This is a genomic window from Nonomuraea indica, assembly GCF_002850745.1.
Classification (GTDB): Bacteria; Actinomycetota; Actinomycetes; order Streptosporangiales; family Streptosporangiaceae; genus Nonomuraea; species Nonomuraea indica.
The window spans coordinates 104,313-125,328 of the sequence record NZ_KZ559472.1 but is presented as its reverse complement, the minus strand read 5'-3'; the positions used below and the strand labels follow the sequence as shown (position 1 = coordinate 125,328).

The window sequence follows — 21,016 nt, the reverse complement described above, 5'->3', positions numbered from 1 at the left end:
TCCTCCGGCGGAGTGAGGCCGATGTTCTGGTCCAGCCATCCGAGGTACGTCTCGTGGGCTCGCCCACGGCCGGCTTCGTCAAGATCCGGGGCTGGTTGAGGCCCGGTGCGGGCGCCTGCGATGATCGGGAACGGTCCCTTTCCGCCCCTCGGCATCGCAGGAGCAGTCTTGTCCAAGCGTCGTGTCTCGACCCTGTCCGCGGCCCTTGCCGCGCTGTTGGTGTGCGTCGCCGTTCCCGGTGCGGCGGCGAGCGATGAGGTGTACGACCCGACGGATCCGGGGCCGGTCTACCGGACGGTCACGGACAAGGCTGCGCTGCTGTCGTTGCAGACCAACGGGCGTCCGGACGGGCGGGACATGGTCTTCCGGATCTCGGGCGCCGTCTACGCCAACATCGAGGGCAACGCGCACGACCCGCAGCTGCGCCACGGGCAGAAGCTGTTCAACATCGAGGGCTACAACATCCGTCGGCTGTACCGGGTGCCGGGCACCACGCAGCTCTACCAGCTCTCCCGCGAGATCGTCTTCTACACCGACCCCGCCGACCCCACCAAGATCGTGCGGGAGTGGAAGAACCCGGTCGACCTCCGGACGTACCCCGTCGTCCCCATCAACAACGACATGGTGAACTTCGGCCCGTTCAACGTCACCCCCTCCTTCGTCGGTCCGCCGCTGCGGCAGCTGCACGACGAGACGGTGTGGACCAGCGACATCCCGGTTCGCACGGATTTCAAGGCCGCGTTGGGCGAGTCGTTCGGCCTGGTGAACGGTGTCTACGCGGCTCAGGAGATGTTCGACTTCTACGTCGACGACCGTGAGGTGGCGGCCCGCACGGTCGCGGGCACCGTCCCCAAGGGTGCGATGAAGACCAAGATCAGCTGGTCCAGGACGAGCCCGTGGGCGCCGTTCATGTGCCTGCCGGAGACCGACGTCCGCGGGCAGCTCACCTACCACGCCCGCAGCTGGTCGTTGCCGTCCTACCTGGACATCGAGCCGTGGCTGCGCGCGGAGGTCGACGCCGCCTACCCGCTCTTCAAGGCCGCTCCCCCCGCGCCCGGCCCGAGCGAGAACTCCTGGACCTCCTTCTACAACAAGCAGCTGGGCAAGGGCGCCACCACGTGGGCCGGCTGGTGCGCGGCCAACGGGAAGGCGTGACGGCCTCGGCCGGTTCAGGCTGAGGGCGCCCCGGGGGCCCGGCGGAGGCGAGGACTTCCGGCTGTGACTGCCGTATCGCTACTATCGGGCACCAATCGCCTACTTTGGCGATTTTCGTCATGGGCGCACCGACGGATGAGGAGAGTGTCCTGCACGTGGCTGGATTGGGCAGGGTCGGGCGACGACGAAACGGAACCGTGGGCGACGAGAACGGGTCAGCGGAGGCGACCGGCGGGCGGCCGCGGCGACTGGCCGGCGCGCGCCGCCTGCCCCTGCGCACCGTGCTGATCATCGTGGTGGTCGTGCCGAGCATCACCTTCGCGCCGCTGCTGGCCTCGGGCATGTTCCAGCTGTCCAGCTCGTGGCGGGCGGAGAAGGCCCAGATGGACCTGGCCACCACGATCGTCGGCGCGCCCGCGGCCGACCTGTTCTTCAGCCTCGATCGGGAGCGGCGGCTCACCGCGGAGGTGCAGGCCACCTCGAGCGGCGCCGCCCGCGACAAGCTCGCCAAGCAGCGGGCCGAGACCGACCGGTCGGTGAACGCCTTCCGCCCGCTGGCGACCCTTGACCCCTCCGGCGCCCAGGAGGGGCTCACCGACGCCATCGCCAGGACCGCACGGGGCCTCGGCCTCCTCGACCAGCAGCGCCAGGCGGTGGACGCCGGTTGGGCCAGCGAGCAGAAGGCGTTCGACTACTACAGCGGCGTCATCGAGTCGGACCTCGCCGTCTTCGGCGCCCTCGCCCAGGTCGACCACATCGAGGTGAGCACCAAGGCGCAGACGCTGGTCGACCTCTTCTGGGCCGTCGACATGATCGGCCGCGAGGACGCCGTTCTGGCCCGCGGCTGGAAGAAGGGCTACCTGACGAGGGACGAATACGGCCTCGTCGCCGACGCCATCGGCACCAGGAAGCACCTCCTGCGGTCCCGGGTGATCCCCAGCCTCACCGGGAACGAGAGCCGGTACCGGACGCTGCCGACCAGCAAGGCGTGGGAGACCTTGACCGCCCTGGAGGGCCGGCTGGTCGCCTCCGGCGTCGGCGCCGAGAGCGACCGGGTGGCGCTCCGCGAGGTCGGTCCGGCGTGGCGCGCCTCCGTGGAGACGGCCACCGAGCAACTGGTCGAACTTCTCGGCGTCCGGCTGGAGAACGTCTCCAGGATCGGCTACGGCCACGCGAACGTGCTCTTCATCCTCTTCATCAGCATCAGCACCGTGGGCCTGCTCGCCCTGGGCCTGGTGATCTTCACCAGCTGGCGCCTCACCTCGATCCTCCGCCGGCGCATCCTCCACCTGCGCCAGGAGGCGCTCGAACTCCAGGAGCGGCTGCCCGACGTGGTCGCCCGGCTGGGGCGCGGCGAGGAGGTCGACGTGGACGCGGAAGTGCACATGGTCGAGCCGACCCCTGACGAGCTCGGCGAGCTGGGGCAGGCACTCAACCTGGCCAGCCGCAGCGCCGTCCGCACCGCCGTACGGCAGGCCGACCAGCACCGCGGCTTCCAGCGCATGCTGCAGCGCATCGCCCGCCGCACCCAGATCCTCATCGGCCTCCAGCTGAAGAAGCTGGACGAACTGGAACGCAAGCACGAGGACCCCGAGGTGCTGGAGGGCCTGTTCGACCTGGACCACCTGACCGCCCGGCTGCGCCGTTACGAGGAGAACCTGGTGATCCTCGGCGGCGGTCAGCCGCAGCGTCGCTGGCGCAAGCCGGTGCGCCTGCTCGACGTGCTGCGCGCCGCGCAGGGCGAGGTCCAGGACTACCGGCGTATCTCGATCGAGGTCGAGGGCGAGCCGTGGGTGGCCGAGCGCGGGGTGGGGCCGCTGGTCCACGTCCTGGCGGAGCTGATGGAGAACGCCACCTCCTTCTCCAAGCCGATGACCCCGGTCGAGGTGCGGGCCGCGCCGGTCAGCCGGGGCATCGCCGTGGAGATCGAGGACCGCGGCCTCGGCATGGAACCCGAGCAGTACGCGGCCGCCAACGCCCTGATGCAGTCGCCGCCGCAGCTGGACGTGATGACCCACGCCGACGACGTGCGGTTCGGCCTGTACGTGGTCGCGCGGCTCTCCGCGGGCCTGGGCCTGCAGGTGGAGCTGCGGCCGTCCGCCTTCGGCGGCACCCGGGTCATCGTGCTGCTTCCCGAACAGCTGGTGGTGGAGCGCCCCCGCGCGGTGCCGGCCCCGGCCGCGCTTCCCGAGGAGGCCGCTCCGGCCCCCACCGGCCCGCAGCCGCTCCCGCAGGACGACCCGGCCGGCCACCGTCCGCCGTACGAGGACACGCAGCTGCCGACCCGCTCCCGAGGACGCGCGATGGCATCCGTCACAGCACCCGCCGCCGGACCATCGGAACGGGACGAGGCGCCCGCGTCGTCCGACCGCCGGCCGCTGCCCCAGCGGGTGCGCCAGGCCAACCTGGTCGCCGAGCTCAGGGTTCCGGCCGACCGGGACGAACTGGCGGACCAGGAGACCTGGGCCGTACGGGACCGGCCCAGCCGATCCAGCGCCACGATCGGCGCGTTCCAGAGGCAGTCCCGCAGACGCCGGACCGACGACGCTTCCCAGCCCCGGCCGAGCGGATCTCCCGAGCCCGGTTCCCCTACGACGGAAGATTGAAGATGACGCAGCGAACCACCGCCACCGACGCAGGCCTGGACTGGCTCCTCGACGGTCTGGTCAACCAGGTCGCGGGCACCCGGCACGCCATCGTGCTGTCCGACGACGGCCTGGTGATCAGCCGGTCCCGGACCATCGAACGCTCGGACGCCGAGCGCCTCGCCGCGATCGCCACCGGGCAGCAGAGCCTGGCTCGCGGCGTGGGGCAGCTCTTCAACGGCGGGCCGGTCCACCAGGTCATCATCGAGATGGCCGATCTGTGGTTGTTCGTCACGGCTGCCGGTCGCGGCACCCATCTGGCCGTGGTCGCGTCCCAGGAGGTCGACGCCGAGCTGATGACCGTCGCGATGCACACCCTGGTGCAGCAGGTCGGCCAGAAGCTCGGAACCGACACGCGTACGCCGCGGCCCGACGACGCGGGGAGACACGGATGAAGCACTGGACGGAGGGCTTCGACGACGGTGACGCCGACGAGTCCCTTGTCCGTCCTTACACGATCACCGGTGGACGGACCACCTCCGAGCGGGACGACCTGACGCTGATCACCCTGGTGACGACGATCTCCGAGGCCTCTTCGGAGATCGGGCACGGCCTGCGGAGAATGCAGCCGGAACACCGCGCCATCCTCGGCCTGTGCAGGCGGCCCCTGGCGGTGGCCGAGGTGGCCTCCGCCCTGAACCTTCCGGTGTCAGTGACCAAGATCCTCATCGGTGATCTGATCGAGACCGGTCAGATGCGGGCTCGGCCACCCCTGGCGTTCGCGCAGGCGGGCGGCTTCCCCAGTATGACAATCCTTGAGGCGGTGCGGGATGGGCTACGCAAGCTCTGATCACGGGGACGGTGCGCCCCTGGCAGTGAAGATCCTTATCGCCGGTGGATTCGGCGTCGGGAAGACCACCCTGGTCGGCACGGTGAGCGAGGTCGCCCCCCTCCGCACCGAGGAGTACCTGACCCATGCCAGCGTCGGCGTGGACGACCTGGAAGGGGTGAGCGGAAAGGCCACCACCACCGTCGCGCTGGACTTCGGCCGCATCACGATCAACAGCGAGCTCGTGCTCTACCTGTTCGGCACCCCCGGGCAGGAGCGGTTCTGGTTCATGTGGAACGACCTCGTCAACGGTGCCATGGGCGCGGTCGTCCTGGTGGACACCCGCCGGCTGGACGTGAGCTTCGCCTCGATCGACTTCTTCGAGAGCCGGGGTATCCCGTTCGTCGTGGGCGTCAACTGCTTCCACGGTGTCAGGGACCGGTCCCAGGAGGAGATCCGCAAGGCGCTCGATCTGGATCCGCAGGTGCCGCTGGTGCTCTGTGACGCCCGCAACCGGGCGGCGAGCCGCGACGTGCTGCTGGCGCTCGTCGACCACCTGATGGCCGCCCAGCGGTCCCGCACCGCGCCCCTGCCGACCTCCTGACACGTCAGGCCCTGTCGGTGCCGGTCTCCTTGATGAAGCGGCGCAGCTCCGCGCACAGGCCACGCGGGTTGTCGAGCGGGATGAGGGTCCGCGAGCCGGGGATCTCCACGAACTCCCCCCGGGGCAGCAGCGCGGCCAGCCGCCGTCCCGTCTCCGGGGGCATCATGCGGTCCTCGGCCCCCCACGCGACCAGCGCGGGCCCCCGGAACTCCCGCAGCCGCCCGGCCGCACGGAGGTAGGTGTCCTTCTCGGTGCTCCGGCAGAACTTCGCGAAGTCCCTGCGCACCATGCGGTCGGTGAGCAGGGGGGCGTACCAGCGGCGCACCAGCTCGTACGGGATGGGACGCTTGGCCATCCCGCCAAGCGAGCTCGGCATCCGTACGAGGAAGGGCACCCGGAAGGACTGCAGCAGGAGGAAGAGCCCGCCGGGGATCCTGCTCGCCGCGTGCAGGGTCCGGCCCTGGATGCCGGGCGGGTAGTTCTCCAGCGCCTCGCACGACGTGAGCACCAGCCTGCCGATGCGCTCGTCGCGCACGCCCACGAGCAGCTGGGCGGTCCCCGCGTCGTTCTGGACGAGCGTGACGTCGCGGAGGTCGAGCCGTTCCATGAACTCGGCGAGCAGGCCCGCGACTCCGTGTGCCGACAGGTCGGCCTCGGGCCGCATCGCCCTACGGTGGCTGCCGATCGGCAGGACCGGGACGACGACCCGGAAGTCGGCGCGCAGGTCGTCGACCACGGCATGCCAGACGGAGTCGTCGAAGGCGAGGCCGGGCACCAGCACCACGGTCTCGCCGGGGCCTCCCGTATCGGTGTAGTCGATCCGGCCTGCGGACAGTTCGATGTCGGGCATGGACCCACCTTCTAGATAGATCGATCTAGTGGGAGACTACCCGTCATGAGAACGACTGGGGACACCAGGGCCCGCATCGTGACGGCGGCGACCGAACTGTTCAGGCGTCAGGGCTACGCCGCCACCGGCATGAAGCAGATCGTCGCGGAGGCCGGGGCGCCGTACGGCTCCGTCTACCACTTCTTCCCGGCCGGCAAGGCGGAGCTCGGGGAGGAGGTGATCAGAGTCTCCGGCGCGGCCTACCTGCGCCTCATCGCCGACCTCTTCCCCGAGCCCGGCCCGCGGGCCGACCCCGCGCTCGCCACCGCGGAGGCCTTCACCGCCGCCGCCCGGACCCTGCGCGAACTCGACTACGCCGACCCCTGCCCCGTCGCCACCATCGCGCTGGAGGTGGCCAGCACCGACGAGACGCTGCGCACGGCCGCCGCCGAGGTCTTCGACAGCTGGATCGACGGCCTGGCCGCCTACTACACGGCGTGCGGCATCGCCGAACCTGCCGCCCGCGACCTCGCGACGTCCGTCATCGGCCTGCTGGAGGGCGCCTTCATGCTCGGCCGGACCTCGCGCTCCACCCGGCCCGTGCTCGCCGCGGCCACCGCGGCCGCCGCCGTCGTCCGTGCGACGCGGACATCAGTGACCGGGGCGTGAGCCGCGGGGCGGGGTGGGGCCGTCTTCGTCGCCCGGCGACCTAGCAGATCTTCGCGCGGTCGTACTTGGCGGGCGGAGTGGACTCGCTCCTGATCGTCTCGCCCGGCGAGAGCTCCTTGCAGGTGCTGTCGGGCCCGTACTTCCACACGACCTTGACGTCGTACGTCCAGGCGCACTCGTTCTTCACCTTGACCCAGGGGTTGCCGGTGATCGTCCGCCCGCTGTCCACCTTCTTGAAACAGTCGGCGGCGGCGGCGGTCTGCGTGCTCGTGCCCGCGCTCGCGCTACCCGCTCCGGCGACCAGCAGGAGCGCGGCCCCCGAGGCCACGGCCCACGCCTTGAAGCCTGCCTTCATCATCGTCGAACCTCCCCGATTGAAGATCGTTTGGTCGCGGACCAGGCTAGGTGACGACGCTCCCCACTGCTACGAAGATCACGAAAACCGCCACGAGCTGCGCCGTTCCGTGAGGTCCGCAGGTCAGACGACATGCGCGCCTCGCCGGCTCCGCCCCACGGACGGCCGTCACCTGACAGTTGGCTGTGAATCGCCGCGACCGGGCCTGTGGCGACCGCGCCGGGTGGCATCACTGGTGACCGGGGCGGATGATCATCTGCCCTCTTCGACCACCGACGCGTAAGCGGATCTGGAGACGACGAATGAAACGCATGTTGGCCGTGCTGGCCGCCGGCCTGCTGACCTCCGGCCTCGTGGCGGAGCCGGCCCAGGCCTCCACCGTGGTGAGCCACGCTCTGGTCACCGACGCGACCGCTCGTGACGTCGCGGCGTTCTGGCTGGGTGACGGGGGAGCCAACCTGAGGAACGCCACTCCGTACGACGTCCAGACCGTGGTCGTCGGCGAGCGGGTCCCGGGCGCCCCGATCCCGACCGACACCAAGCCCGGCACCGTCGTGCCTCTGCTCCCGGGTGTTTCCGGGTCGCCGACCGACAGGACGCCCACCACCACGGGCAAGGTGTTCTTCGTCGGAGCCGACGGCCGGCCGCACTGGTGCACGGGCACCGCGGTGCAGTCGTCCTACCGCAACCTGGTCGCCACCGCGGGGCACTGCGTGTACGACACCCAGCGCACCGAGGCCACCCTCGACAAGTGGGTCTTCGTCCCCGGCTACTCGGCGGGCACGGCTCCGTGGGGCCTCTACGTCGGCAAGCAGGCCAGCACCGACTACGACTTCCGCATGTACACCGACTACGACCGCGACTACGCCTTCGTCAACGTCTACGGCGGCGTCGTCCCCTCCTCCGGAGGGCCGGCCGATGTCGGCAGGCTGGGTGACAACGTCGGCGGTCAGGGCGTGGCCTGGAGCCAGGCGGTGGGCACCACGGTCGACGTCTTCGGTTACCCGGCGGGCCCGCACCCGGACGGCAAGCGACCCTACACGGGCGAGACCGTCGAATCGTCCAGCGGCCCGACGGTCGCCATGAGGCTCACCAGCCCGCCCGCCGACCAGCCCGTCGGCGTCGACTCCCGGTTCACCGCCGAGGGCTCCCTGGGCTCGTCCTGGCTGTCTCACTACGACGCCGGCAGCCGTGTCGGCTACCTGAACGGCATCACCATCGGCGTCGCCGACACCGACGGCGACCTCCGCTACGACACCAGCGTCTCGCCGTACTTCGACAGCCGGCTGGCGGCGGTCTACGCAGCCGCCCAGCAGATCTGGACCGGCTCGGTCAGGTGACCGGGCCGGGCCCGTGGGCCCGCGAACGTCCGGGCCGGCGCCGGCCGGCCCGGACGTCAGGGTCGGACCTCGGGATCAGGCCAGGTCGAACCGGTCGAGGTTCATGACCTTGTCCCACGCCGCGACGAAGTCCTTCACGAACTTCTCCTTGGCGTCGTCGCTCGCGTAGACCTCCGCGAGCGCGCGCAGCTCGGAGTTCGAGCCGAAGACGAGGTCGACACGGCTGCCGGTCCACCTGACCTCGCCGGTGGCCGCGTCGCGACCCTCGAACGTGTTCGCGTCCTCGGACGTCGCCTTCCACGTCGTGCCCAGGTCGAGCAGGTTGACGAAGAAGTCGTTGGTCAGGGTCCCGGGGGTGGTGGTGAGCACGCCGAGCGGCGACTGCTGGTGGTTGGCGTTCAGGACGCGGAGGCCACCGACCAGGACCGTCATCTCGGGAGCGCTCAGGTTGAGCAGGTTGGCCCGGTCGATCAGCAGGTACTCGGCGGCGAGCCGGTGGCCCTTGCCGAGGTAGTTGCGGAACCCGTCGGCGGTCAGCTCCATTGCGGCGAACGACTCCACGTCGGTCTGCTCCTGCGACGCGTCCACGCGGCCCGGCGTGAAGGGCACCTCGACGTCGAAGCCGGCGTCCTTGGCGGCCTGCTCGACCGCCGCGCACCCGCCGAGCACGATGACGTCGGCGAGCGAGACCTGCTTGCCGCCGGTCTGGGCGGCGTTGAAGGCCTTCTGGACTCCCTCCAGGGTGCCCAGCGCCAGCGCGAGCCTGTCGGGGTCGTTGACCTCCCACCCCTTCTGCGGCTCGAGGCGGATGCGCGCGCCGTTGGCGCCGCCGCGCTTGTCGCTGCCGCGGAAGGACGAGGCCGACGCCCACGCGGTGGCCACGAGCTGGGAGATCGACAGGCCCGAGGCGAGGATCTGGCCCTTGAGCGCGGCGATGTCCGCGGCGTCGATGAGCTCGTGCGTCACCGGGGGGAGCGGGTCCTGCCACAGCAGCGTCTCGGTCGGGACCTCCGGGCCGAGGTAGCGGGAGACCGGGCCCATGTCGCGGTGGGTCAGCTTGAACCACGCCCGGGCGAAGGCGTCGGCGAACTCGTCGGGGTTCTCGAGGAAGCGCCGGGAGATCGGCTCGTAGATCGGGTCGAACCGGAGCGAGAGGTCGGTCGTCAGCATCGTCGGGACGTGGCTCTTCGACGGGTCGTGCGCGTCGGGGACCGTGCCCGCTCCGGCACCGTCCTTCGGCCGCCACTGGTGGGCCCCGGCGGGGCTCTTGTACAGCTCCCACTCGTAGCCGAACAGGATCTCGAAGAAGCTGTTGTCCCACGTCACCGGGGTGTTCGTCCAGATGCCCTCGAGGCCGCTGGTGATCGTGTCGCCGCCCTTGCCGGTGCCGAAGGTGTTCCGCCAGCCGAGGCCCTGCTCCTCGATCGGGGCGGCCTCGGGGTCCGGGCCGACGTGGTCGGCCGGGCCGGCGCCGTGGGTCTTGCCGAAGGTGTGACCGCCCGCGATCAGGGCGACCGTCTCCTCGTCGTTCATCGCCATCCGGCGGAACGTCTCACGGATGTCGCGGGCCGCGGCGAGCGGGTCCGGGTTGCCGTTCGGACCCTCCGGGTTGACGTAGATGAGGCCCATCTGGACGGCGCCGAGGGGGTTCTCCAGCTCCCGGTCGCCGGTGTAGCGCTCGTCGCCGAGCCAGGTGCTCTCGGGGCCCCAGTAGACGTCCTCGTCGGGCTCCCAGACGTCCGCGCGACCGCCGGCGAAGCCGAAGGTCTTGAAGCCCATCGACTCCAGCGCGACGTTGCCGGTCAGGATCATGAGGTCGGCCCACGAGAGCTTCCGGCCGTACTTCTTCTTGATCGGCCACAGCAGGCGGCGGGCCTTGTCGAGGTTCGCGTTGTCCGGCCAGCTGTTGAGGGGGGCGAAGCGCTGCTGGCCGGCCCCCGCGCCGCCGCGGCCGTCGCTGATCCGGTAGGTGCCCGCGCTGTGCCAGGCCATCCGGACCATGAACGGGCCGTAGTGGCCGAAGTCGGCCGGCCACCAGTCCTGCGAGGTCGTGAGCAGCTCCGCGATGTCCCGCTTCACGGCCGCGAGGTCGAGGCTCTTGAACTCCTCGGCGTAGTCGAACTCCTCGCCGAGGGGGTTGGCCACGGCGGGGTTCTTGGCGAGGATCTTCAGGTTCAGCCGCTCCGGCCACCACTGGCGGTTGCCGCCGCCCTGGGTCGGGTGCGGGGCGCGCCCGTGCGCGACCGGGCAGCCACCTCCGTCCTCCGCCTTCGCGTCTGTGACGATCGCATCATGGTTCTCAGACATGGGAATCCTTCTGGACTAGGCCTGGACCTGGCAGTGCTCGGTGCTCAGTGCTCGGTGCTCAGGAAGTGCGGGCGGTGGAACAGTCGGGGCAAACACCCCAGTAGATGACCTCGGCCTCGTCGATCGAGAAACCGTGGCTGTCGGCCGCGGTCAGGCAGGGCGCCTCGCCGACCGCGCAGTCGACGTCGGCGACCACACCGCACGACCGGCACACGACGTGGTGGTGGTTGTCGCCGACGCGGCCCTCGAACCGGGCGGGGCTGCCGGCCGGCTCGATGCGGCGTACGAGTCCCGCGGCGGTGAGCGCGTTGAGGGCCTCGTACACGGCCTGGAGGGAGATGTGGCCGACGCGATCCCGCACCCCGGAGGCGATCGCCTCGACATCGAGGTGGTCACCGTCCCGGACGGTCTCGAGCAGTGCGGCGCGCGCGGCCGTCACCCGCAGGCCTGCCCCGCGCAGCTCCTCGGCGACGGTCGGAGTCCTGGGTGAGGTCATGGCGCCAATCTACTGTCCTAAACACGATGAATACAAGAAAACGAGCACCTCAAGTTTTGGGTGTTTCGCTCCGTGTGTGACGGTGAAGCCCCAGGTGAGCCAAGCCGGTGGCCGCTGAGCCGAAGCGACCGGCGCGGCGGGAACCGCGGTCTGCCTGTCGATGAGATCGGCGGGCACCGCTGATCCTGAGGACGCCGCGGAGCGAGACGCTGGGACATGTGGCGAAGACGGGAGGCCATTCTGCGGACCTTCCGATCTTCCTAAGGTTGACCGCAGTTCACCTCACTATCAGGGAGTTCCCCCATGCGTGCTGTCATTCAGAATTCCTTCGGCGGTCCGGAGGTCCTGCAGGTCGTGGAGGTCGAGCGGCCCACGCCGCTGTCCGGCGAGGTCCTGGTCCGGGTGCGGGCCAGCGCTCTGAACCCGGTGGACGCCGCCGTGCGGTCCGGCGCCTACCCGCTGCTCGGTGAGCCGCCGTTCGGGGTCGGCTGGGACATTTCCGGCGTCGTGGAGGAGGCGGCCCCCGGCGCCAGGTACAAGGTGGGCGACGAGGTGTTCGGCATGCCGTTCTTCCCCCGTGCCGCGACGGGGTACGCCGAGTACGTCGCCACGCCCTCCCGCCAGGTGGCACTCAAGCCCGCCGCTCTGGACCACGTCCACGCGGCGGCCCTGCCCCTGGCCGGACTCACCGCCTGGCAGGGACTCGTGGACGCGGCGAAGGTGGGCGAGGGTGACCGGGTGCTCGTCCACCGGGCCGCGGGCGGGGTCGGCCACCTGGCCGTGCAGATCGCCAAGGCCCGCGGGGCGTACGTGATCGCCCTCGCCAGCGCGGGCAAGCACGAGTTCGTCCGGTCCCTCGGCGCCGACGAGGTGATCGACTACCAGGCCGTCGACTTCACCGAGGCGGTCCGTGACGTGGACGTCGTCCTCGACTCCAACGCGCAGGGTGATCGCTCGCTGGCCGTGCTCAAGCCCGGTGGGGTGCTCGTCAGCATCATGGAGCACTGGAACGCCGAGCTCGCCGGGCGGGTGGAGGCGGCGGGGCGGCGCTTCGCGGGAGTGTCGGTCGAGCCCGACTACGTCGCGCTGGAAGCCATGGCCGAGCTGGTCGACGCCGGTCGGCTCCGCCCGCACGTCGAGCAGACCTTCCCGCTGGAGGAGGCCGGGAAGGCGCACGAGGTGCTGGAGGCGGGCCAGGTCCGCGGCAAGCTCGTCCTGGAGCCGTAGAGCCCCCCTTCCCGTGACCCCGCCGTACCCCACTGCTGAGAGGCCACCTGATGCCCACTGTGCCCTGGATCAATGTCGACACCCCTGTCGCGCCTGAAGCGCTGATCATGGCCTCCCGTCTGGAGGTCAGATCCCTGCGGCAGGTGCCGGGATTCCTGATGGCCTCCATGAGGCTGCTGCGCCAGGCCCGTCGAGCGCCAGGAGCTCTCGGTGTCGCCTTGAAGGCCGAGCTTCTCAAGCGGACCTTCTGGACCGTTTCCGCCTGGACCGACAAGGCCGCCGTGCACGCCTACGCCGCCACCGAGCCGCACAGGACGACCATGCGTCGCAAACGTGCCGTGATGCGGGAGTCCACGTTTCTTTTCTGGCAGGTGCCCGCTGACCAGCTGCCCATCGCATGGGACGAGGTGCAGCGCCGCATCCTCCAGCAACGCGACGCGGACCGAGGGCCCGCCCCCGCCGGGTGACGACCTCCGCACGTTCGTGGCGCCAGGTCAGCCGGGGAGGGGGTTCTTGTCGCCGTGGTGCAGCAGCGTCATCGCCCGCTCGATGCGCCGCGTCATCAGATAGGCGTGTGGCGACTCGCCGTACGCGCGCCGGAACTCGCGGCTGAGGTGCTCGGCAGACATGTTCGCGGCGCGGGCGAGCGCCTCGACGTCCAGGGGCTGCGCGTACTCGCGGTCGATCCGGTCGCGGACGCGGCGCAGCCGCGCGAGGTCGCTGAGGCGCTGCGCCGTGGCGAGTGCGCGGCCCCACGAGGGGTGACACATGGGAGAACTCCTTTCACCGGTGTCCGGTGCTCACAGCGACGTGTCCAGGCCGGAGGCGGTGGCGGCCGCCGCTTCGAGGGCGCGTGATGCGATGCGGGGGCATGGCGACGACGCTAGGGAGGACCGCAGGCTCGCCGCTTCTCGATTCCTGACCGGTCCGTTCGGCCGTTCCGCCGCACCTGAGGCGCCTACGGGACACCGAGGCCGAGCGAGGCCGGAATATTTCAGGCCGGCAGGCATTGATGAAGACATATTTCAGATATATGTTCACGATCAATCCGCCCGGTCCACGGGCGGTGAGATGTCGAGACGTCCCCTGACGGCGCCCCTTCTCTCCCACCGATTCCGATCATCATGCCGTCGAAGCAACTCTGCCGCCACGGGCTCGCCGACATCAAGGAACCGGGTACCCCCCCTTGCCCGAAGAGGTGAGCATGCCCCCCACCAGCAGGCCGGTCCGGCCCATGACCCTCAGGTTCGCGACCCTTTCCCTCGTCGCCGCCCTCGCGGCGGCGCTGCTTCCCCACGCCGCCTCCGCCGAGGCCGCCGGCGCCCTGGCCGTCACCCACAAGAGCCCGTTCAACTGCGGGAAGACCTTCTACGCCAACAACTGGAGCCCCGGCCACAGCCCGTCGGGCGCCCTCGACTGGCAGGACTACGGGGGCGACGACATCAACGGCGAGACGGTGCGCGCCACCGCCTCCGGCACCGCGTACTTCCACGACGCGGGAAGCACGAGCTACGGCAAGTGGGTCGAGGTCAGGCACAGCGACGGCACCAGGACCCGCTACGCCCACCTCGCGACCATGGTGAGGTCGGCCGGCGGCTCCATGAGCGTCGGCCAGGGCACCACGATCGGCACCGTCGGCTCGACAGGCGGCTCCTCCGCCCCGCACCTGCACTACGAGCAGCGGACCTCCAGCGGCACCATGGACACCAGCCCCACCGTGGACGGCGTGACCGTGTCCCTGGGCCAGAAGAAGGCCGTCAAGAGCAGCAACGCCTGCAGCGGCAACCCCTACACCCCCCAGGAGGTCTGCGGTGACGGTTACGCGGTCGTCGACTCGGCCGGCCTCGTCGGCGGCAGCACCTACCTGCTCTACAACGCGGGCAACGGCTCCAACTGCGTCGTGACGCTGAAGACGACGAACCTCGGCTCGCCGTCGTCGGTGTCGGCCTTCCTGGAACCGCAAGGGGAGAGCAGGACGACCGACTCGGGCAGCTACGGCTACTACGCGGGGCCGGTGAAGCGCGCCGCCGCCGGACAGTGCGTCAGGTGGGGCGGCTCGGTCGGCAGCAGCACCTACACCAGCCCCTTCGAACACTGCGGCTGAGCCCCGGCCCGCCGTCGCGGCGGGCCGCGCGCAAGCGCGCGGCGGGCCGGGCGCGAGCGACCTTCCGCGGCGGTCACTCCGCGTGGGACAGGGCGGTGAGGTGCGCGTGGGCCCTGGCCCTGAGAGCGGGCTCGTCGGTGAGGGTGTGGCAGCGGACGAAGAACGACCGTGCCTCGTCCGGACGGCCCTGGGCGAGGGTCACCTCGCCCAGGGTGTAGGCGGTCAGCGCCTCGCCGTAGGCGTCGCCTGTCGCGGCGAACATCTCCCGGCAGCGGGCGAGCACCGCGGTCGCCTCCTCGAAACGCCCGAGCCTGCCGTACGCCTCGCCCAGCCTGCGCAGCGTGATCTGCTCTCCGGGTCCCCACCCGAGTTCCCTGCTGAGCCCGATGCTCTCCTCGTAGTGGTGGATGGCCTCCTCGGTCCGGCCCATCTCGTACAGGGAGATGCCGAGGATGCGGTGGAACCGGACGGTGTAGTCGCCGTACCTCCGCTCACCGATGAGCGCGAGACCGCGACGGCACACGGAGATCGCCTCCCCGTGCTCCCCGGTGGTCATGCGGATGCCGGCGGCGGTGATCAGGGCGTTGACCAGGCCGCCCGGGTCTCCCCGGGCGTGGAAGCCGGCGATGGCGCGGGTGATGAGGGGGCGGGCGGTCTCGGGGTCGCCTTCGAGGAGGTGGCAGATGCCGAACCCGGTCGTCACGTAGAGGGCGGCGTGCCGGTCGGCCGCCGTGGACGACCGGCGGGCGAGGTCCTCCAGCATGGCGCGGGCGTCGCTCAGCCGCCGGTGTTCGAGGGCGATGTCGGCCAGGACGAGCCCGGTCAGCAGCGCGGTCCGCTGGTCCGGTGAGCGACGGGCGACCTGTTCGAGCAGGCCGATCGCCTCGTCGGCGAACCCGTTGACGACGAGGAACGGGGAGAGGTGGTGGGCGATCCCGGCGGCCGTCCGCGGTTCCGCGAGGCCGACCGCGGTGATCAGCGTCGCGCGCTCGGCGTGCAGCCAGTCGCGCCGGGAGCCCGTCAGCCTCCGCGTCGTGGTCCAGGGGGTGGGCGGGATCATCGGGGGCGGGTACTCCTGGGCCGCCTCGCGCAGCAGGAGCAGGCATTCGCCGGTGAACCGCGCCACGGCCGCGTGCCGCTCCGCGGGACTCTCCTCGGCGTACGCCCGTTCGCGGGCGTAGGCGACGAGCAGGTCGTGCATGCGGTAACGCGACTGACCACTCTGGCCGGACTCGTCGGCGGTGACCAGACCGGCGAGCGTGAGCCTCTCCAGGGCCTGCTCCGCCTCGCGGAGCGAGCCGCCCATGAGGGCGGCCACCGCCCACTCGGCGGCGCTCCTCAGCCCGGCCAGGCCCAGCAGCCTGAAGGCCCGGCGGGCGGAGCCGGGCAGGGCGGCGTAGCTGACGGCGAAGTGGGCGCGGACGTCCTGGTCCCTGATGGAGAGCTCGTCGAGCGCCCCGGCCGAGGACAATCGGTCGGCCAGGACGCGCAGCGGCCACCCGGGCCGGGTGGCCAGGCGGGCCCCGGCGACCCTGATGGCCAGCGGCAGCAGGCCGCACGCGTGCAGGATCGACGTCGCCGCGTCCAGGTCGGCCCGCACCCGGGCCTCGCCCACGATGCCTTCGAGGAGCCTGCGCGCCTCCTCGGGCGAGGGGACCGCGAGCGGGACGACGGACGCGCCCGGCAGCGCGGGAAGGGGCCCGCGGCTGGTCACGATGACGGCGGAGCGCGGAGTGCCCGGCAGCAGCGGGACGACCTGCTGCTCGTCGGCCGCGTCCTCCAGCACGATGAGCATGGACCGGTCGGCGACCAGCGACCTGTAGAGGGTGGCCCGTTCCTCGACCGACTCCGGGATGACGTGGGCGTTCAGCGCCCGCAGCAGCTCGGCGAGCAGAGCGGCGGGAGTGCGCGGCGTGGGCACGCCGAGCCGCAGGTAGAGCTGCCCGTCGGGGAAGGCCGGCCGGAACCGGTGGGCGGCGTGCAGGGCCAGCGTGCTCTTGCCCACCCCGGGCGGGCCGGTGATGACCACGACGGGCGGCACGGGCGCGCCGGGCGAGCAGAGGGCGGAGAGACGGGCGAGCTCGGCTTCCCTGCCGACGAAGTCCCCGATGTCGGCCGGCAGCTGGCAGATCGACCGGGAAGGCGGTGGCAGCTCTCCCGACAGGACGTCCGACTGGAGCCGGCGCAGGGCGGGGCCTGGTTCGATGCCGAGCTCGGAGACCAGGGCCGCGCGGGCCTGCCGGTAGGCGGCCAGAGCCTCGGCCCGGCGTCCCGCGCGGGAGAGCGCCAGGATGAGCAGCTCCCACCCGCGTTCCCGGATCGGATGCTCGGCGAGCATCGCGCGCAGCTCGCCGACCACGTCGGCGTGCCGGCCCGACGCCAGCCCGGCCTCGGCCCACTCACAGCGCGCCTCGTCGAGCTGGTCCTCCAGCTCGGCGAGTTGGGCGCTCGCCACCGCGGACAGCGGGGCGTCCTCGGCGGCGCGCCCGCGCCACAGGTCGATCGCCCTGCGCAGCCGGTCGGCGCGGGCGGCCGGCTCGGCCTCCAGCCGGGCCTGGCGCACCTCGTCCTGGAAGGCGAGCAGGTCGACCTCGTCGGGTGCGACCTCCAGCACGTAGCCGGAGCCCCTGGTGACCAGGCGGCCGGCCACCGGCTCGATCCGGCGGAGCTGCGCGACGTAGGTCTGGAGGTTGGCGACCGCCGAGGCGGGCGGGGAGTCCCACACCGCGGCCTCCAGCCGGCCGCGGGTGACCGGCGTGTTGGCGTGCAGCAGCAGCACGGCGAGTACCGACCGCTGTCTGCCGCTGAGCCGCGCGTAGCCTCCGTCGTCCAGTCGCACGAGGACCGGGCCGAGTAACCCAAACCTGTGGTGCATGTGTGGCGATTGTATGGCGCTCCCGGCGCATCGTTGATCGCGCAATCCAGAAAGGGAGGTACGTCATGAAGATCGAGATCCGCAAGGTCGAGGCCATCAAGGCCACGGTCAACGGCCCCCACTAAACCCAGCACCGTTCACACAGGTGCGGCAGAAGGCGGGGGCGGATGTCCGTCCCCGCCTTCAGGTTGAGGAGATGCGATGCGGGTTGTGCTGAAGGAATGCCTGTGGGAGTCGATGGGCGACGAACTGCTCGTCCTGTTCGACCCCCGCGAAGTGATCACCCTGGGGGATCCGGACGGCCAGGTGGCCGCTCTCTTCGCGGAGCTGCGCCGGGAGCCGCGCACTCCTGAGGCGCTGGCCACCGCGCTGTCGGTGCCCGAAGCGGACATGACCGCCGCCCTGGAGGTGCTGGACTCGCTGGGCCTGGTCGAGTACGAGGAGCAGCGCTCGCTGGGCGAGCCGGGGCCGGACGAGCGGCACTTCTCCAACCTCGCCTTCTTCGGCTCCTACTCCGGGCTCGACCGGCCGCGGGCGGAGTTCGTGCGCCGGTTGCGCGACGCGCACGTGCTCGTGCTGGGAGTCGGCGGCGGAGGCTCGTCACTCGTGCAGTCGCTGGCCGGCCTGGGCGTCGGCAGGCTGACGCTCGTCGACCGTGACGACGTCGAGCCGCGCAACTTCGCCAGGCAGTTCCTCTACCGGCACGCCGACATCGGGCGCTCCAAGGTCGAGCGCGCGGCCGAATGGGTGCGCGAGTACGACCCGTCCATCGAGGTGCGCGGCGTGGACCGGTGGATCACCGGCCCGGAGGACCTCAAGGACCTCGTCGACGGAGTCGATCTCGTCGCGGGCGGACTGGACGGCCACCCGGAGGCGCACCTGTGGGTCAACGAGGCGGCCGTCCGCGCGCGCGTGCCCCTCGTGGTGGGCGGCATGACGCGCTCCCAGGTGATGTACTACTCCGTCGACCCGGGCAACAGCGCCTGCGTGCGGTGCGACTGGGAGAACCGCGCCGGTCTCGACGACGCGTCGGCCGAGGGCTTCTTCGAGCGCAACCGGGGCGCCATCACGGTGACGAACACGCTGATCGGCCCGCTGGCCATGCAGATCGGCTCCCTGGTGGCGTACGAGGCGCTGCGCTACCTCACGCGTTTCGAGCCGCCGGTCGCGGCCGGCGCCTACGTCAAGCTGGACCTGCGCGACGGCCTCCAGCCGGAGCGGCAGCCGTTCGCCACCACACCCGACTGCCCGGTCTGCGGCACATGACCGTACGGCTGCGCCCGTTGAGCCTCGTGGACGAGGGCGACGAGGTGCTCGTCGGTGACCCGGAGACGGGCACGTTCGTCGCCCTCCCCGCGGTCGGCGGAGTGGTGATCACCGCGCTGCAGGCCGGCAGCACCGTGGAGGAGGCGGCCAGGCGGGCCGAGGAGTACGCCGGCGAGCCCGTGGACGTGCCCGCGTTCGTGGAGGCGCTGCGCGAGCTGGGGTTCGTCGACGAGGGGGAGCGGGCCCCGGTGGCGACCGCGCCGGTCCAGGGCCGGCGCTGGCTGTTCGGGATCCGGCCGGAACGGGCGGCGCCGCTGTTCGGGCGGGTCGCCTGGACGGTGTACGGCCTCGCCGCCCTGGTCAACGTGGGGGTTCTGGCGCTCGTCCCCGCGCTGCGGCCCGACCCGGGGAACGACGTCTTCTTCGCCGACGCGGGTCTCAGCACCGTCCTGCTGTACCCGATGTTCCTCGCCGTGGCGGCGCTGCACGAATGCTGGCACTGGCTGGCGGCCCGCGCGCTCGGCGTACCGGCCCGGTTCGGGGTGGACCGGCGGATGGTGTTCGTGGTCTTCGAGACCGACCTGTCGCAGCTGTGGTCCGTGCCGAGGCACAAGCGTTACGGGCCGCTGCTGGCCGGCCTGGCCGTCGACTCGCTGCTGCTGGCGATCGTCTTCGCGCTCCGGTGGGTGACGGACTGGGCCGTCCTGCCGGCGCTGACGTACGTGCTGGTGTTCCAGATCGCCTGGCAGTGCATGATCTTCCTGCGTACCGACCTCTACGGGGTGCTGGTCGTCGCGCTGGGCTGCAAGGACCTGTGGCGTGTCCAGTCGCTGCTGCGTCGGCGGGCCTTCGGGCGGCTCGGCGCCGAGGAGGAGGCGGAGCTGGCCGCCGCCCACCCGCGGGACCTGCGCGTGGGGCGCTGGTTCCGCTGGCTCTGGCTCGCCGGGGTGCTGGTGGCGACGGCCTGGGTCGGCCTGTTCGTGCTGCCGGTGCTCGCCGGCCTCCTGCAGTGGGCGGCCGCGGAACTGGTGGCAGGGCCTGGCGCCTGGCGGTTCTGGTACGCCGTGGGCTGCCTCACGGTCGCCCTCGCCCCCTGGGGGGCCGCGGCGTGGCTGGCCGTGCGGGCGCGCCGGCTCGGGCGCGTGGCCCTCGACGCCTCCCCCGCGTGACCCGCCCGCCCGGCCTCCCGCAGCAGGGCCGGGGCCGGTGAGCCGTCGACGCGCTCGGCCCGTGGGCATACCATCTGCCCATGTTCGACGCGATCTTGTTCGCGGTCCCCGTCCTGGGGCTGAGCGTCACCGTCGCGTCCGCGGCCGGATCGGTGCTGCTGGCGGCGCATTCCGGCCCGCGTGGCCGCCGCACCCGTGTGCAGCGGTCCTATGTGGTCTGCGGATCGGTGCTGTCGGCGATCGGCGTCGCGACGCTGGTGTGCGGCGCGTGGTCAACGCACGAGGACGCCTACTATGACGGCCCCGGATACCTCCTGACGACTTCGGCGGCCTTGCTGGGCGGCCACCTGCTCCTCCTCGGGCTGGGCCCGTTCACCTCCTGGGTGCTGGGAGTCCCCGCGCGGTGGGCCGGACGGCTGCCGCTGCCGGCGCGCCTGGCGGCCGGTGAGCTGGCCGACGACCGGCCCCGGACGGCTCCCGCGGTGGCGACGACGATGAACGCGACGGCGGTCGCGGTGGCAGTGACGATCATCGCGGTGGCCCTGACCGCGCAGCACAGGTCGGAGTACGGTCCCCAGGCCCGGCACGGCGCCCTCGTGGTGTCGGCGTTCGAGGAGCAGGACACGGTCGCCGTGCGGGCGGCCGTCGAGCGTGCGCTGCCCGGGGTTCCGGTGGCCCAGAGCTTCCGGCAGCGTCAAGACGGCGTCTTCCGCCCGGACATGGACGGCGTGGACCTGCCCGACCTGGAGATGGTCTCACCGTCCGAGATCATCGGTGACCGGGCGCTGCTCCACTACCTGACGGCAGACCCGTCGACCCCCTGGGATGACGGCACGGCCGTGGTCCTCGCGGCCGGTGGCGTGGACGCCGACACGGTGACGATCGAGTACGACCTGTCCGGCAACGGCGAGTCGTCCCCGGCCACCACGACCATTCCGGCGATCGCCGCCGAACCCGCCGCCCCTCACCTGCAGGGCATCTTCCTGCCCGCGAAGGTCGTACGGGATCTCGGCTACCACCTGGAGCCCGCGGAACTGATCGTCGATCCCGCCATCCACCGCACCTCCGACAGCGAGCGCGAGCGGCTCGAAGACAGCCTGGACGGTGTCGCGGCGACCTACGTGGAGCAGGGGTACCAGGCTCCTGCGGGCTGGCGGGTCGTCGTCGGAGCGACGCTCGTCGTCGCCTTCGCCGGCGCGGTGGCGG

General features: G+C 71.5%; 18 protein-coding genes and 1 pseudogene. 13 read left to right on the top strand and 6 right to left on the bottom strand.

Annotated features, from left to right (window positions below; genetic code table 11):
• Nucleotides 1-168: 168 nt before the first annotated feature.
• From CXR44_RS19270 to CXR44_RS19250, 5 genes are all read left to right on the top strand, one after another.
• Nucleotides 169-1,155: a DUF1838 family protein gene (locus tag CXR44_RS19270; RefSeq protein ID WP_101787468.1), complete on the top strand. Its 987-nt coding sequence runs from the start codon at nt 169-171 to the stop codon at nt 1,153-1,155.
• Between the two features lie 197 nt (nt 1,156-1,352).
• A complete protein-coding gene (locus CXR44_RS19265) occupies nt 1,353-3,761 on the top strand; it encodes a sensor histidine kinase (protein ID WP_101787467.1) in 2,409 nt (802 codons plus the stop codon).
• Between the two features lie 2 nt (nt 3,762-3,763).
• Nucleotides 3,764-4,195 carry a roadblock/LC7 domain-containing protein gene (locus tag CXR44_RS19260; protein WP_101787466.1) on the top strand — a complete coding sequence of 144 codons (432 nt, stop codon included), beginning with the start codon at nt 3,764-3,766 and terminating at the stop codon, nt 4,193-4,195.
• Nucleotides 4,192-4,590 (top strand): DUF742 domain-containing protein, encoded by a 399-nt coding sequence (locus CXR44_RS19255; RefSeq protein WP_101787465.1) that lies wholly within the window; start codon nt 4,192-4,194, stop codon nt 4,588-4,590. Before CXR44_RS19260 ends, CXR44_RS19255 begins: the two co-directional genes overlap by 4 nt.
• Nucleotides 4,571-5,173 carry a GTP-binding protein gene (locus tag CXR44_RS19250; protein WP_101787464.1) on the top strand — a complete coding sequence of 201 codons (603 nt, stop codon included), beginning with the start codon at nt 4,571-4,573 and terminating at the stop codon, nt 5,171-5,173. The genes CXR44_RS19255 and CXR44_RS19250 overlap by 20 nt, the downstream gene beginning before the upstream one ends.
• A gap of 4 nt (nt 5,174-5,177) precedes the next feature.
• Here the strand turns inward: CXR44_RS19250 and CXR44_RS19245 are convergent, their stop codons facing one another.
• Nucleotides 5,178-6,023, bottom strand: a complete 846-nt coding sequence (locus tag CXR44_RS19245; RefSeq protein WP_101787463.1) for an alpha/beta fold hydrolase — start codon at nt 6,021-6,023, stop codon at nt 5,178-5,180.
• 45 nt (nt 6,024-6,068) lie between these two features.
• On the opposite strand from CXR44_RS19245, the gene CXR44_RS19240 reads away from it, so the two are divergent.
• On the top strand, nt 6,069-6,671 hold the full coding sequence (locus CXR44_RS19240) for a TetR/AcrR family transcriptional regulator (RefSeq protein ID WP_101787462.1): 603 nt from the start codon (nt 6,069-6,071) through the stop codon (nt 6,669-6,671).
• Between the two features lie 40 nt (nt 6,672-6,711).
• Here CXR44_RS19240 and CXR44_RS19235 read toward each other — a convergent pair whose 3' ends face one another.
• Nucleotides 6,712-7,029: a tyrosinase family oxidase copper chaperone gene (locus CXR44_RS19235; RefSeq protein ID WP_101787461.1), complete on the bottom strand. Its 318-nt coding sequence runs from the start codon at nt 7,027-7,029 to the stop codon at nt 6,712-6,714.
• A gap of 299 nt (nt 7,030-7,328) precedes the next feature.
• Here CXR44_RS19235 and CXR44_RS19230 point away from each other — a divergent pair, with 299 nt between their 5' ends.
• Complete coding sequence (locus CXR44_RS19230; RefSeq protein ID WP_101787460.1) at nt 7,329-8,366, top strand: trypsin-like serine peptidase; 1,038 nt, start codon at nt 7,329-7,331, stop codon at nt 8,364-8,366.
• A 75-nt stretch (nt 8,367-8,441) separates the two neighbouring features.
• Here CXR44_RS19230 and katG read toward each other — a convergent pair whose 3' ends face one another.
• Nucleotides 8,442-10,673 carry a catalase/peroxidase HPI gene (gene katG, locus CXR44_RS19225; protein WP_101787459.1) on the bottom strand — a complete coding sequence of 744 codons (2,232 nt, stop codon included), beginning with the start codon at nt 10,671-10,673 and terminating at the stop codon, nt 8,442-8,444.
• 58 nt (nt 10,674-10,731) lie between these two features.
• Entirely contained in the window at nt 10,732-11,169 is a 438-nt protein-coding gene (locus CXR44_RS19220) for a Fur family transcriptional regulator (protein ID WP_101787458.1), read from the bottom strand.
• 303 nt (nt 11,170-11,472) lie between these two features.
• Between CXR44_RS19220 and CXR44_RS19215 the strand changes: the two genes are divergently transcribed.
• Together CXR44_RS19215 and CXR44_RS19210 are read left to right on the top strand one after the other, a co-directional pair.
• Entirely contained in the window at nt 11,473-12,396 is a 924-nt protein-coding gene (locus tag CXR44_RS19215; protein ID WP_101787457.1) for an NADP-dependent oxidoreductase, read from the top strand.
• Between the two features lie 50 nt (nt 12,397-12,446).
• A complete protein-coding gene (locus tag CXR44_RS19210) occupies nt 12,447-12,863 on the top strand; it encodes a DUF3291 domain-containing protein (protein WP_101787456.1) in 417 nt (138 codons plus the stop codon).
• Nucleotides 12,864-12,911: 48 nt separating this feature from the next.
• On the opposite strand, the pseudogene CXR44_RS19205 reads toward CXR44_RS19210, so the two are convergent.
• Nucleotides 12,912-13,166: pseudogene (locus tag CXR44_RS19205) on the bottom strand (helix-turn-helix domain-containing protein); the annotation flags it as partial.
• A 434-nt stretch (nt 13,167-13,600) separates the two neighbouring features.
• Here CXR44_RS19205 and CXR44_RS19200 point away from each other — a divergent pair.
• Complete coding sequence (locus CXR44_RS19200) at nt 13,601-14,500, top strand: M23 family metallopeptidase (RefSeq protein ID WP_101787455.1); 900 nt, start codon at nt 13,601-13,603, stop codon at nt 14,498-14,500.
• Between the two features lie 73 nt (nt 14,501-14,573).
• On the opposite strand, the gene CXR44_RS19195 is transcribed toward CXR44_RS19200, so the two are convergent.
• On the bottom strand, nt 14,574-17,375 hold the full coding sequence (locus CXR44_RS19195; protein ID WP_101787454.1) for an AfsR/SARP family transcriptional regulator: 2,802 nt from the start codon (nt 17,373-17,375) through the stop codon (nt 14,574-14,576).
• Nucleotides 17,376-17,576: 201 nt separating this feature from the next.
• Here CXR44_RS19195 and CXR44_RS19190 point away from each other — a divergent pair, with 201 nt between their 5' ends.
• The 3 genes from CXR44_RS19190 to CXR44_RS19180 all read left to right on the top strand — a co-directional run.
• Nucleotides 17,577-18,641 carry a HesA/MoeB/ThiF family protein gene (locus tag CXR44_RS19190; protein ID WP_101787453.1) on the top strand — a complete coding sequence of 355 codons (1,065 nt, stop codon included), beginning with the start codon at nt 17,577-17,579 and terminating at the stop codon, nt 18,639-18,641.
• The gene (locus CXR44_RS19185; protein ID WP_101787452.1) at nt 18,638-19,810 is read left to right on the top strand and encodes a PqqD family protein; all 1,173 of its coding nucleotides are present in this window, start codon (nt 18,638-18,640) and stop codon (nt 19,808-19,810) included. The genes CXR44_RS19190 and CXR44_RS19185 overlap by 4 nt, the downstream gene beginning before the upstream one ends.
• 80 nt (nt 19,811-19,890) lie before the next feature.
• On the top strand, nt 19,891-21,016 hold a 1,126-nt coding region (locus tag CXR44_RS19180; protein WP_219601900.1), incomplete at its 3' end, for a hypothetical protein.